This is a genomic window from Micromonospora sp. AP08 (assembly GCF_008085935.1).
Lineage (GTDB): Bacteria > Actinomycetota > Actinomycetes > Mycobacteriales > Micromonosporaceae > Micromonospora > Micromonospora chersina.
In genome coordinates this window covers 126,067-138,981 of record NZ_VSEZ01000012.1, presented here as the reverse complement: position 1 = coordinate 138,981, position 12,915 = coordinate 126,067, and the positions used below count along the sequence as shown (strand labels likewise).

10 protein-coding genes are annotated in these 12,915 nt (G+C 76.3%); 5 read left to right on the top strand and 5 right to left on the bottom strand.

Going from position 1 to position 12,915, the window contains the following annotated elements; all coding sequences use genetic code 11:
• Positions 1 to 17: 17 nt before the first annotated feature.
• Entirely contained in the window at positions 18 to 1,439 is a 1,422-nt protein-coding gene (locus tag FXF50_RS20785) for a WGR domain-containing protein (protein ID WP_148430338.1), read from the top strand.
• Between the two features lie 47 nt (positions 1,440 to 1,486).
• Positions 1,487 to 2,353 carry an aminoglycoside phosphotransferase family protein gene (locus tag FXF50_RS20780; RefSeq protein ID WP_148430336.1) on the top strand — a complete coding sequence of 289 codons (867 nt, stop codon included), beginning with the start codon at positions 1,487 to 1,489 and terminating at the stop codon, positions 2,351 to 2,353.
• Between the two features lie 9 nt (positions 2,354 to 2,362).
• Here the strand turns inward: FXF50_RS20780 and FXF50_RS20775 are convergent, their stop codons facing one another.
• Positions 2,363 to 3,172, bottom strand: a complete 810-nt coding sequence (locus tag FXF50_RS20775; RefSeq protein WP_148430334.1) for an Fpg/Nei family DNA glycosylase — start codon at positions 3,170 to 3,172, stop codon at positions 2,363 to 2,365.
• Between the two features lie 138 nt (positions 3,173 to 3,310).
• On the opposite strand from FXF50_RS20775, the gene FXF50_RS20770 reads away from it, so the two are divergent.
• The 3 genes from FXF50_RS20770 (at position 3,311) to rocD (ending at position 6,356) form a co-directional block, all read left to right on the top strand.
• Positions 3,311 to 4,018, top strand: coding sequence for a DMT family transporter (locus tag FXF50_RS20770; protein WP_148430332.1), 708 nt, complete (start codon positions 3,311 to 3,313; stop codon positions 4,016 to 4,018).
• A 308-nt stretch (positions 4,019 to 4,326) separates the two neighbouring features.
• Positions 4,327 to 5,142, top strand: coding sequence for a dimethylargininase (gene ddaH, locus FXF50_RS20765; protein WP_187399755.1), 816 nt, complete (start codon positions 4,327 to 4,329; stop codon positions 5,140 to 5,142).
• Positions 5,142 to 6,356: an ornithine--oxo-acid transaminase gene (gene rocD, locus FXF50_RS20760; protein ID WP_187399754.1), complete on the top strand. Its 1,215-nt coding sequence runs from the start codon at positions 5,142 to 5,144 to the stop codon at positions 6,354 to 6,356. The genes ddaH and rocD overlap by 1 nt, the downstream gene beginning before the upstream one ends.
• 62 nt (positions 6,357 to 6,418) lie before the next feature.
• Here the strand turns inward: rocD and FXF50_RS20755 are convergent, their stop codons facing one another.
• The 4 genes from FXF50_RS20755 to cutA form a co-directional block, all read right to left on the bottom strand.
• Entirely contained in the window at positions 6,419 to 7,567 is a 1,149-nt protein-coding gene (locus FXF50_RS20755; RefSeq protein ID WP_148430330.1) for an FHA domain-containing protein, read from the bottom strand.
• Positions 7,568 to 7,764: 197 nt separating this feature from the next.
• Positions 7,765 to 8,817 (bottom strand): acyl-CoA desaturase, encoded by a 1,053-nt coding sequence (locus FXF50_RS20750; RefSeq protein WP_148430328.1) that lies wholly within the window; start codon positions 8,815 to 8,817, stop codon positions 7,765 to 7,767.
• Between the two features lie 120 nt (positions 8,818 to 8,937).
• Complete coding sequence (locus FXF50_RS20745; protein WP_148430326.1) at positions 8,938 to 12,537, bottom strand: SCO7613 C-terminal domain-containing membrane protein; 3,600 nt, start codon at positions 12,535 to 12,537, stop codon at positions 8,938 to 8,940.
• Between the two features lie 47 nt (positions 12,538 to 12,584).
• Positions 12,585 to 12,905 carry a divalent-cation tolerance protein CutA gene (cutA, locus tag FXF50_RS20740; protein WP_148430323.1) on the bottom strand — a complete coding sequence of 107 codons (321 nt, stop codon included), beginning with the start codon at positions 12,903 to 12,905 and terminating at the stop codon, positions 12,585 to 12,587.
• Positions 12,906 to 12,915: the final 10 nt, after the last annotated feature.

Below are 12,915 nucleotides of genomic sequence, written 5' to 3'. Positions count from 1 at the left end.
CCCCTCGGAGGCATCCCATGTCACAGGAGACGACCTACTTGGAACTGTCCGAAGTGGACGGTGGAGCGCACAAGTTCTACGAGGTCGTGGTCGACGGCACCACGATGAGCGTGCGCTACGGCCGGATCGGCGACCAGGGCCAGGTGAAGTGCAGCAGCTTCCCGGACAACGCCCGCGCCCGGGCCGCCGCCGCCAAGAAGATCGGCGAGAAGGTCCGCAAGGGATACGCCCCCGCGGTCCCCGGCGTACGCCAGAAGCGGGCGGTCTCCCGCCGGCAGATCGTCAGCACCCGCTCCACCGCCCGCACCGCCCCGGTCCTCTGGCGCTACGCCTCGGGCGCGCCGGCGTTCGGCATCTTCATCGACGGGCAGACCTGCATGGTGGGCAACGAGCACGGCGTGATCACCACGCTCGACCACGACGCCCGGGTGCTCCACCAGGTCCGGCTCCCCGACGGGGTGAAGTGCATCGTCGCCGACGACGCCTGGATCTACGCGGGCTGCGACGACGGAAACGTCTACGACCTTTCCGGCAAGGTGCCCCGGGTGGCGTACGCGATCGCCCCCGACATCGACATCTACTGGCTGGACATCCACGACGGCGTGCTGGGCGTCTCCGACCGCGAGGGCGGCATCGCCGCCGTCGACCACGAGGACGAGTTCCTGTGGCGCCGGCCGGGCCGGGGCCGCTCGGCCTGGATGGTGCGCTGCGACACCGGCGCCCTCTACCACGGCCACTCTCAGGGGGTCACCGGCTACGACTGGCGGACCGGGCGGGAGCTGTGGCACACCCGCACCGGCGCGGTGCTGTTCGGCTGGCAGGAGCGCGACACCGTGTTCGCCGGCACGGGCACCCGCGAGGTGGTGCGGCTGCGCAAGGACGGACGGGCCGAGCGCACCTACCGGTGCGACGCCCCGGTCTTCTCCTGCGCCACGGCCGAGGGCGGCCGGTACGTCTTCGCCGGCGACAGCGCCTCCTCGATCTACTGCTTCGACGAGGCCGGCAACCGGCTGTGGAAGCTCGGCACCGGCTGCGGCTCGGCGTACTCGATGCAGTACCACGAGGAGCGGCTCTACGTGGTGACCACCGGCGGCTACCTGGCCTGCGTCGACGCCAGCGAGCCGGCGATCCGGGCGGCCGAGGCGGGCAGCGTGCCGGAGGTGGTCGACGTGAAGGCCCCGGCCCGGCTGCCCGAGCCGGCCGCCTGGACCAGCGTGGAGGTGACCACCGACGACCGGTCCGGTGTGGTGGTGCAGTGCGTCGACCAGGGCGGCCGGCTGCGCGTCCACGTGCTCTCCGACGGCTACCGCCGGGACTGGTCGGTGCAGTTCCCCAAGGGCATCCGCGAGCCGGGGGCCCGCTACCTGGTGACCGAGGTCCGGGAGGCCGGGCGGGGCGGCTTCTACCGGGCGTACGGGGACATCCGCCGGCTGCGCTGAGCGTTATCGCGTTGTCGGCGCCCGCGCCTCCCCCGGAGGATGGCCGGATGGAGATCCCCGAGGGGCTGCGCTGGACCGAACGGTATCCGGCCGGCCGGGCCTGGCTCGCCACCCTGCCGGACCGGCTGGCCGAGTGCGTCGAGCGCTGGGAGCTGCGGGTCGGCCCGCCCTTCGCGTACGCGTTCGCGTCGCTGGCCATGCCCGCGGAGCTGCCGGACGGCACCCCGGCGGTGCTGAAGCTGCAGTACCCGGACGACGACAGCGTGCACGAGGCGACCGCGCTGGCGCACTGGGCCGGCCGGGGCGCGATCCGGCTGCTGGCCCACGACGCCGAGCGTCGCGCCCTGCTGGTCGAGCGTTGCGTCCCCGGCACCCCGCTGCACGGGCTGCCGCCCGAGGCGGCGCTCGACGTGGCGGTCGGGCTGTTGCCCCGGGTCTGGGTGCCGGCCGGCCCGCCGTTCACCCCGCTCGCCGAGGAGGCGGCCGGCTGGGCCGAGCGGCTGCCGGCGAAGTGGGAGCGACTGAACCGGCCGTTCGAGCGGCGGCTGCTGGACTCGGCGCTCGGGCTGCTCGCCGACCTGGTGCCCAGCCAGGGCGAGCAGGTGCTGGTCAACCAGGACCTGCACGCCGGCAACGTGCTGGCCGCCACCCGCGAGCCGTGGCTGGTCATCGACCCGAAGCCGCTGGTGGGCGAGCGGGAGTTCGGGGCGGTGCCGCTGGTGCGCGGCCCCGAGCTGGGCGACTCCCCCGCCGCGCTCCGGCTCCGGCTGGACCGGCTCAGCGCCGAGCTGGGCCTGGACCGGGAGCGGGTGCGCGGCTGGGCAGTCGTGCACACGCTGGCCTGGAGCATCGGCGAGGACGAGGTCTTCCCGCACCAGGTCGAGACGGTCCGCCGGCTGCTCGGGATGCGCTGACCGGCCCGGTCAGCGGGACTGGCAGGTGGCGCACCAGTAGAGGTTGCGGCCGGCCAGCTCGCCGCGGCTGACCTCGGTGCCGCAGACGTGGCAGGGCGCGCCGGGGCGGCGGTAGACGTAGACCTCGCCGCCGTGCCGGTCGACCCGCGGCGCCCGCCCCATGGCCTCCGGCAGGTGGTCGTCCCGCACGGTGTCGATCCGACCCCGCTCGACGGCGACGGTCATCAGCGCCACCAGGTCGGCCCAGAGTTCCGCCCAGCCGGCCGGGGTGAGTTCCCGGCCGGGCAGCAGCGGCGGCAGCCCGGCCCGGAACAGCGCCTCCACCACGAAGATCAGGCCGGTGCCGGCCACCACGGACTGGTCCAGCAGCAGCGCGGCCAGCGGGGTGGCGCTGCGCCGGATGCGGGCGTACCCCCGGTCGGGGTCGGCGTCGGCGCGCAGCGGGTCGGGGCCGAGCCGGTCGCGCAGCGCGGCCACCTCGGGCGGGGTGAGCAGCTCGCACGCGGTCGGCCCGCGCAGGTCCAGCCAGTGCCGGTCAGTGTTCAGCCGCAGCCGGATCTGCCCGACCGGGGGCGGCGGCTCGCCCGGGCCGTCGGTGACCTTGCCGTAGAGCCCGAGGTGGACGTGCAGGGTGAGCTCACCGGCGTAGTGGTGCAGCAGGTGCTTGCCGTACGCCTCGGTGCCGTCCAGGACGGTGCCGGTGAGCCGGGCCGCGCCCTCGGCGAAGCGGCCCTGCGGGCTGGCGGCGTGCACCTTGTCGCCGCCGAACAGCTCGGCGTGCCGGGCCGCCAGGCGGTGGATGGTGTGTCCCTCTGGCACGACGGCAACGGTAGCCCGCCGGCCGGGACAGCGCCGACCAGGAGCGGGGCGGGCGTCGACGGGTGTCGACCTGTCCGGGACGGGGTACCTCCCCACTGTCATGCGCGGTCTCCGCGCCGGAGTTCAGGAGGTGTCGAAGTGAAGATTCTGTCCCGCCGGAACGGCCCGGCGCGAACCGAAGACGTGAACGGCGACGGGGTGGTCGACGAGCGCGACCGCGTCGGCGACCGGGTGGACGGCCGGCCGGTGGTCACCGACCGCGACGAGGAGCGGACCACGTACCGGAGTGCCGCCACGGCGACCGACGACGAGCGCGTCACCGACGCGCAGCGGCGCGCGGCGGACCGGGCGGCGGCGGCGCGGGCGGCCGGCACCGGCTCGACCGGCCCGGACGGCCGGCGCATCCGCACGACCGTCGACCCGGACCTGGAGCGCACCGTCGACCTGGACCACGACGGCCGGCCCGACCGGCCCGTCGACCGGGACCCGGCCGTGGAGCGGGTCGAGCCGGTCACCACGAGGCGGCCCCGAGCCAGCCTGCTCGCCACCCTCGGCCTGATCGTCTCGGTGGTCGGCGCGCTCTTCGTGCTCTCCGGCACTCTCGCGGGCTACGGCATCGGCCTCGGCGCGGTGGGCGCGGTGCTGGCCGTGCTCGGCCTCATCGCCACCCGCCGCCGGCACGTGGCCGGCAAGACCGACGCGCTGATCGGCGTGTTCGTCGGCCTCGCCGCCGTGGTGCTCGGCATCGTGGCCCTGACCGGCCAGTTCGACTGGCCGACCACCGACGGCGAGTGGGTGGGCCGGTTCCGGGAGTGGCTCGACTCACAGTTTGCGGATCTCTTCTGACGGGCAGTTTCCCGGTCGCCGGCGCAGCGCCGGCACGCCCGATCAGCTCTGGTGGTTCACCAGCCGGGCACACCTCTTTCGGGGGCGGCGATTCGCCGCCCCCGAAGTGTGTCCGGCGTCAGTTGGCCGCGACCCGCCCCCGACGCAACGATCGGTCGCAAGAGTCGAACCAGACGCAACGATCCGTCGCCGCACGCAACTTCTCGCGGTGGATGTCGTCGGCCCGGGCCGCATACCGTTGGACCACGGCGCCAGCCCGTGGGCCACGGTGGCCGGGCGCGCCCGACCTCTGGGAGCACGACATGACGATGGACGCCACCCGCCAGCGCTTTCTGATGTGCCGGCCGACGTACTTCGCCGTCGACTACGCGATCAACCCGTGGATGGATCCCACCGCCCCGGTCGACGCCGACCTGGCGATCCGGCAGTGGGAGCAGCTGCGCCAGACCTACCTCGACCTGGGCCACGAGGTCGAACTGATCGACCCGGTCGCCGGCCTGCCGGACATGGTCTTCGCGGCCAACGGCGGCACGGTGATCGACGGCAAGGCCATGGCGGTGCAGTTCCGCGACCCGCAGCGCGCCGACGAGGCGCCCGCCTACCGCGCCTGGTTCGAGGCCGCCGGCTTCGAGATGTACGACCCGAAGCACGTCAACGAGGGTGAGGGCGACGTCCTGCTGGTCGGCGACCACCTGCTCGCCGGCACCGGGTTCCGCACCGCGCACGCCTCGCACGCGCAGCTCCAGGAGGTCTTCGGCTACCCGGTGATCACCATGCAGCTGGTGGACGCGCGCTTCTACCACCTGGACACCGCGCTCACCGTCCTCGACGAGCGGACCGTGGCGTACCTGCCGGAGGCGTTCTCCCCGGGTAGCCGCGCGGTGCTGCGCCGGCTCTTCCCGGACGCGGTCCACGCCACCATGGCCGACGCCGAGGTGCTGGGGCTGAACGCGGTCAGCGACGGGCGCCACGTGGTGCTGCCCGCGCAGGCCACCGACCTGGCCGCGAAGCTGCGCGACCGGGGCTACGAGACCATCGGTGTCGACCTGTCCGAGCTGCGCAAGGCCGGCGGCGGACCGAAGTGCTGCACGTTGCGACTCCGTCAGGGAAAGGCAATCAAGTGATCATCGACGACATGCTGCGGACGCCCTCCGCGGTACGGGACGCGGAGCGTCACACGGCGCACAACTACCACCCGCTGCCCGTGGTGATCTCGTCGGCCGAGGGTTCCTGGCTGACCGACGTGGACGGCCGGCGCTACCTGGACTGCCTGGCCGGCTACTCGGCGCTGAACTTCGGTCACCGGCACCCGAAGCTGATCGAGGCCGCGCACGCGCAGCTCGACCGGCTCACCCTGACCAGCCGCGCGTTCATCCACGACCAGTTCGCCGACTTCTGCCGCGAGCTGGCCGCGCTGTGCGGCAAGGACCTGGTGCTGCCCATGAACACCGGCGCCGAGGCGGTGGAGACCGGCATCAAGGTCGCCCGCAAGTGGGGCTACCAGGTGAAGGGCGTCACCCCGGGCCAGGCCAACATCGTGGTCGCCGAGGGGAACTTCCACGGCCGGACCACCACCATCGTCAGCTTCTCCACCGACGAGGACGCGCGCGCCGACTTCGGGCCGTACACGCCGGGCTTCACCGTGGTTCCCTACGGCGACCTGGCCGCGCTGACCGCCGCGATCGACGAGAACACCGTGGCCGTGCTGCTGGAGCCGATCCAGGGCGAGCAGGGCGTCGTGGTGCCGCCGGAGGGCTACCTGCCGGGCGTCCGCCAGGTCTGCACCGACCGGAACGTGCTCTTCATCGCCGACGAGATCCAGTCGGGCCTGGGCCGCACCGGCGCCACCTTCGCCTGCGAGCACGAGGGCGTCGTCCCGGACATGTACCTGCTGGGCAAGGCGCTCGGCGGCGGCATCGTGCCGGTCTCGGCGGTCGCCGCGAACGCCGACGTGCTCGGGGTGCTCAAGCCGGGCCAGCACGGCTCGACCTTCGGCGGCAACCCGTTGGCCTGCGCGGTCGCCACCGAGGTGGTCCGGCTGCTGGCCACCGGCGAGTTCCAGCGCCGCTCGGCCGAGCTGGGCGAGCGTCTGCACGCCGGCCTGCGCGGGCTGGTGGGCAAGGGCCTGGTCGCGGTGCGGGGTCGGGGCCTGTGGGCCGGGCTGGACATCGACCCGGCGCTGATGACCGGCCGGGAGGCCTGCGAGCGGCTCATGGAGCGGGGCGTCCTGGCCAAGGACACCCACGGCTCGACCATCCGGCTCGCCCCGCCGCTGGTGATCACCGAGGAGGAGATCGACCACGCGGTGGCGCAGCTCGCCGCCGTGCTGGCCGGCTGATCCGCGTACCTGAGGAAAGGGCGCCGGGACCACGACGGTCCCGGCGCCCTTTCCGCGTCGGGTCAGGGGCGCGGCAGCCGCATGGCCATGGTCGGCGCCTCGGCCATCACCGAGGTCGGGCTGAACTTCGCGTCGCTGGTGACCTCGTCGGCACGGCCGATCTGCACGCCCGGGTAGAGCTCGACGAGGTCGCCCTCACCCACCACCCGGGACTGCTGCGGGGCCAGCGGGATCCGGTCCGGCTCGGCCATCGAGCCGCCCGGCCGCACGCCGGAGCCGTTGGTGCTGGTGTCCGTCACGATCACCTCGCCGACCCGCAGCTCGAACCGGACGTGGTTGCGGCTGATCCAGCGCCGCGCCTCGTCGTTGAGCCACTGGCCGAGCACGATGCCGCCGGTGGCGTCCGGCGCCCGGCCGACCAGCACCGGCTGGGTCTCGGTGAGCACGAACCGCCGCCGGACCAGCCCGCCGATCCGCACCGCCAGCACGGCGGTACGCGGCCGCGGCCCGGCGTCGCCGAGCCGGGCGCCGTGCCGGGGGCAGCTGGGCACGCCGTTGCGCAGCGTGGGTGGCGGCTGCCCGGCCGGGGCGCGGTCCACCCGGGCCAGGTCGGCGAAGGCGCCCCCGCCCCCACCGCCGCCGAACAGCGCGCAGCCCGGCTCGGGGCAGCGCCACTGCCGGGCCAGCAGTTTCGCGCCGGCCGGCGAGCGGCTGCCGGAGGCCGGGGTCTGCCCGCCGCCGACGTGCGCGATGAACACCGGGCCGCCGGCGCCGGGCACCGGGGCGAGCACCCGGCCGGCCTGGCCGAGCCACGGCCAGCGGCCGCCCAGCCCGTCGAACCGGACCCGGCTGAGCACCGGCAGGCCGAGCAGGTCGGCCACCTCCAGCATCCGGTCCCCGGGCTGGTCGAGCACCTCGACCAACCCGTCGTCGGCCCAGCGCCGGACCACCATCCGCTCGTTGGAGGTCAGGTCCGCGTCGGAGAGCAGGGCCCGGTGCACGATCGCGTAGACCGGGACGCTGTCCTCCTCCAACTGCCGGGACAGCGCGTCGATCACCATGCCGAGCCGCAGCAGGCTGGCCGGCCGCCCGCCGTCCAGGTCCTGCCAGCGGATCACCTCGGCCAGGTCGACCACCGCCCGGGCCAGCGAGGGATCGGTGCACACCCGACCCTCGATGGCGTCGAGCACCTTGCTGATCTCGAATCTCATGCCGCGCTCCGGACGGTGTCGTCGGTCCGCCGGGTCGGGGTCGGCTGCCCCGCCTCGGCTCGCACCGCCGTCGCGGTGAGCAGGTCTGCCATGTGACGACCCTACCGGCAGGGCCGACCGGCGCAGCTCGACGCACGCCGGACATCGACCTCCGCCGCTCGCCGGGGGCAGCTGGGCTGACCGCCGGCCCGACCGGTTCAGCGCGCCCGCAGCGGGCGGCCCACCTCGTGCAGGTGCGCGAGCGCCTGCCGGTACGACTCGAACAGGCCGGTCTCCACGTACGCGATGCCCTGCTCGGCGCAGTAGGCGCGGACGATCGGCCGGGCCCGCCGCAGGTTGGCCCGGGGCATGTTCGGGAAGAGGTGGTGCTCGATCTGATAGTTGAGCGCACCCAGCGCCACGTCGACGAACCGCCCGCCCCGCACGTTGCGCGAGGTGAGCACCTGCTTGCGCAGGAAGTCGAGGTCGTCATCGGTGGTGGGCATCGGCATCCCCTTGTGGTTCGGGGCGAAGGCACAACCCATGTAGAGGCCCCACAGCCCCTGGTGGACGGCCGCGAAGAGCAGCGCTCGGCCGGGCGACATCACGGCGAACAGCAGGCCGAGGTAGCCGACCGCGTGCGCCGCGAGCAGCAGCCCCTCCACGGCGCGGTGCCGGACCGGGGTGCGCCACCGGCCGTCCGGCTCCCTCCCGACCAGCGCCCGCACGCTGGCCACGTGCAGCGCCAGCCCCTCCAGCAGCAGCAGCGGGAAGAACAGCCACGCCTGCCGCCGGGCCATCCACCGGCTCAGGCCCCGGGTCGCCGTCGCCTGCTCGTACGTCCAGACCAGCGCGCCCGCCCCCACGTCGGGGTCCTCGTCGGCGTGGTTGGGGTTGGCGTGGTGCCGGTTGTGCTTGTCCACCCACCAGCCGTAGCTCAGCCCGACCGCGAGGTTCCCGGCGACCAGGCCGGCGACCTCGCTCGGGCCGCGCCGGCGGAACATCTGCCGGTGGCCGGCGTCGTGCCCGAGGAACGCCACCTGGGTGGTGGCCACCGCCATGAGCGCCGCCAGCGGCAGCTGCCACCAGGAGTCGCCCACCGCCACCACCACGGCCCAGCCGGCCAGGAACGCGCCCAGGGTGATCCCGATCCGGGCCGCGTACCGGCCGGGTCGCCGGTCGAACAGGCCCGCGGCGGCGACCCGGCGGGACAGCCGCGCGTAGTCGCTGCCCCGCCGTGCCGCCGGCGCCGTCAACGTCGATGAGGTCATCCGATCCCCGCTTATCGGTCGGTGTGCCACGCCGGCGGCGCGACTCTGCGTAACCGATTCTGCGCGGATCGATCGCTCTGGGTAATCCTGGCAACCCCCCAGCTCGGGGTGGTGCTAGCCCTACCTCATCCCGCCCACGGCGGCCCGGACCCGGGCCAGGTCCCGCCGGCGCCGCTCGTAGGTGGCGGCGAGGGCGATCAGCGCCAGGCCGCCCAGGCCCAGGAAGATCCAGCGGGGCAGCAGGTCCCAGCCCCGGGCCAGCTCGTGCAGGGCCAGCGGGACCAGCGTTGCCGCACCCAGCAGGACCGGCGCCTGCCAGCGCCGGGCCGCACCACCGAGCACCGCGCCGAGCGCCACGAGGCCGAGGGCGAGCCGGCGGGCCGGCTGCGGCTCCGGCGCGGCCAGCACCGACACGAGGCTGGGCAGGAGCGCGGCGCCGAGCCCGGGGCCGAGCGCCAGCCAGCTGTTCAGCCCGGGCCGGGACCGCAGCGCCAGCAGGCCCGCGCCGAGGGCGAGCGCCGCCGCCGGCAGGGTGTACGCCTCCAGCACCGTCACCCCGCCCGCGGCCAGCAGCAGCCAGCCGCCGAGCAGTTCGCTGCCGCCCGCGACCGCGGCGAAGCCCCACCGCCGGGCCGGCGTCTCGCCCCGGCGCAGCACCCGGACCGCCACGGCCAGGCCCCACAGCACGCAGACCGCCGCCGCGTGCCGCAGCGCGCCAGCGGTGAGCAGCAGCGCCAGCAGTGCCACGGCCTGTGCCGCCGCCTCCAGCGCCACCGCCCCGACCGGGCCGCCCGCGCGAGCCGGACCGCCTTCCTGTGCCGCACCCACCGACTCCGCGGGCCGGGGCGCCTCCGCCCCACCCATCGCGCCGGGCGGGCGCGGCGCGCGGGCGGTTCGGGCGCGCAGGGTCGGCGTAGCGTGCAGGGTCACCGCCGCGACGGCCAGCACCGCGAACCCGGCGGTACGCAGCGGCAGACCGCCGGCCAGCGCCGCGGTGACCGCGAAACCGGTGGCCGCCGCGACGGCGCCCAGCCAGCCGGCGAGCCGGACCTCGGCCGGCCGTCCGGCCGCCCCCGCCACGGCGGCCGCGACGACCAGCACGCCCAGCCCGGCCAGGGTCCCGGCCCGGGTGGCGAGGAGGCCACCGAGCCCGGGAGCGGTGAGGACGACCCCCAGCGGCAGCAGGACCAGCGGCGCCACCGGGCGCGGCCCGGCCAGCGCGGCCAGCAGCAGCGCGGCCACCCCGGTCCCGAAGACCAGGGCGGGCACCACCGGCCAGGGCGCGCCGGCCGCCGCCAGCAGCACCGGCAGGGCCACCGCGCCGAACGGCAGCGCGGCCAGCACGGGCAGCCACCAGCCCGGCGCGTCCGTCGCGGCGCGGCGATCCGGCGTCACGACCCGGGCGTACGCCGCCGCGACCGCCCCGAGCAGCACCAGCACCAGCCCGGCGCGGGCCGCCACCGGCACGGGCTCGAAGGCAGGCACCCCGGACCAGGGCCGGACGGGCAGGTCCAGCAGCACCGCGAGGGCCGTCGGGGCGGCGGCGAGCAGCGCCAGGCCGGCCAGCGCGGCGCCGACCGCCCGCGGGGCGGGACCGGGCCCGGCGCCGCCCCCGGCGGCCAGCGCCAGCAGCGCGCCGACGGCGGCGTAGAGCGCCACGGGCTCCCCACCCGGCACGACGAGCGGCCCGAGACCGACCGCCGCGAGCGCCACGGCGAGGCCGGCCGAGGCGTACCCGTGCAGGTCGGGCCAGTGGCGACGGACGGCGAGGACGGCGACCACCGGCACCGCGACGGCGGCCGTCCCGGCGCGGAGCTGCCACCAGGACGGCGCGTCGAAGCCGAGCAGCGCGACGGCCACCCCGGCCGGCACGGCGAGCAGCGCCACGGCCAGCGCCACCCCGGCGATGACCGGCTGCGCGCCCCGGCCCCGGCGGCCCCGCGCCGCCACGACGGTGCCGAGCACGGCCAGGACGGCGAGCACCAGGCCCGCGCCGGCGGGCGCGGCGCAGCCGACCAGCAGGGCGTGTCCGAGCAGGACGGCGGCGGTGAGCGCGGTGACCACCACGGTCGGGTTCCGCCGGCGCGGCCGGGCGACCACCACCAGCAGCAGCGCGGTGGCCGCCGCCAGGTCGGCGACCAGCACCAGCGGCCACGGGGTGGCCGTCACGGCCGGCGCGGCCAGCACGGCCAGGGCGCCACCGACCACCCCCACCAGTGGCCGGGCGACCCGGGGCGCCAGCAGGGCGACGGCCCCGGCGGTGAGCAGCACGGCCACCGGGAGCTGCCATCCCCAGGACGGCGCCTCGGCGGTCCGCCCGCCCTGCCAGGCCGGGAAGGCGGTCGCCGCGGTGGCCGCGGCGACCAGCCCGGTGAGGACGGTGGCGACCTGGCCCAGGCCGGCGGCCACCAGGAAGGCGCCGAGCCGGGGGCCGGTCCGCAGCCCCGGCGGCAGTGCCCGGACCGCGCCGGCCAGCGCGACCACCATGATGCCCGCGGCCAGCAGCAGCAATCCGGGGCGCAGGGCGGCGACCGGCCGGATCAGCGCGGTGGCCAGCACCGGCACCAGCAGCCCGGCGCTGACCAGCCGGTGGGTCCGGCCGCCCGCCGCCAGCGCGCCGGCGAACAGGGCGAGCGCCACCACCAGCAGCGGGCCGCCGGCCAGCAGCGGGGTGCCGGCCGCCCGCCCGAGGACCAGCGGCACGAGCGCGCAGCCGGCCGCCAGGGCCAGCGCGACGCCGTGCCCCACCCAGGCGAGCACCCAGCCGGCGAGCACCGCCGACGGCGTGTCCCGGGCCGGCGCGATCGCGGCGGGCCAGCCGGGCGGCGGCGCGCCCACCTGGCCGGCCGACCCGGGTGCAACGGTGCCGGTCCGGGCGACCCGGCCACGGAGGGTGACCACCACCACGAGGTCGCCCAGCGCCAGCGCGGTCAGGACCAGCGCCCAGCCGGCCGCGGACGGCTCGGCGGCCACCGCGGCCAGGGGCAGCACCGGCTGGGCGGTCAGCAGCGCCGCGAACCAGGGCACGGTCAGGCGGCTCAGCCGCGCGTACCCGGCCGCGACCGCCGCGCCGATCCCCCCGACCAGCGCGGCGTACCGGCTGCCCGGCCAGCCGGCCACCCCGAACAGGTCCACCGACCAGGCGGCGTACCCGTCGAGGAGCACCAGGAGCAGGCCCACGGCGGCGAACGTCTCGGCCGTGCCGCGCAGCCCGCGCGGCCGGGCCACCAGGGGCGCGGCCAGGGCGAGGGCGGTGAAGGCCAGCAGGATCAGCGCCCGCCCGGCGACCCCGAACGCGGCCCAGGCGACCGCCGTGAAGACCACCGCCGCGGTGCCGAGCAGCAGTCCACCGAGGACGAACAGCAGGCTCTGCACCGCGCGGGTGGAGGTCTCCGCGCCGCCGGGGCGTACCGGGACGGGGGCCGGCTGCGGGCGCGCCGGCACCGGCGGCGCGGGCGCGACCGGGCGCGGCGCCGGGATCTCCAGGCGGATCCGGGCGGCCAGCTCGGCCCGTCGCTGCCGGGCCGTGGACAGCCGGCCGGCCAGCTCCTGGTACGCGACCCGGGCCGCCTCGACCCGCGGCGTCAGCCCGGCGATCTCCCGGTCCAGCGTGACCACCTCGGCGGCCGGCGGGTACGGCGGGCGGCCGCAGCCGGGACAGCCGGAGGCGAGGTCGGCGGGGGCGCCGCAGCCGGGGCAGGGATAGCCGGTGTTCTCCACCCCGCCAGCATCGTGACCGGCGGGGCGGACGGACAGAGTAGGCGTACCTAGGGGCGGGTGTGGTCGTGCACCCAGGCCGCGTAGTCGGGGTTGCCGCTCTCCACCCGGGTGACCAGGATCTCCGGCACCTCGTACGGGTGGTTGGCGCGGACCTGGTCCACGAGCGCGTCCACCCGGTCCGGCGCCGTCTTGAACTGAACCGACCACTCGGCCGTGGTCTGGATCGCCGACTGCCACCAGTAGGTGCTGTCCACCTGCCCGCCGACCTGGGCGCACGCCGCCAGCCGGCCGGCGACGGCCGCGGCCGCCAGCACGTCCGCGACCGATCGGGCATCCACCACTGTCGTCACCACGCAGATCTGCTCCACCAGCGCACCC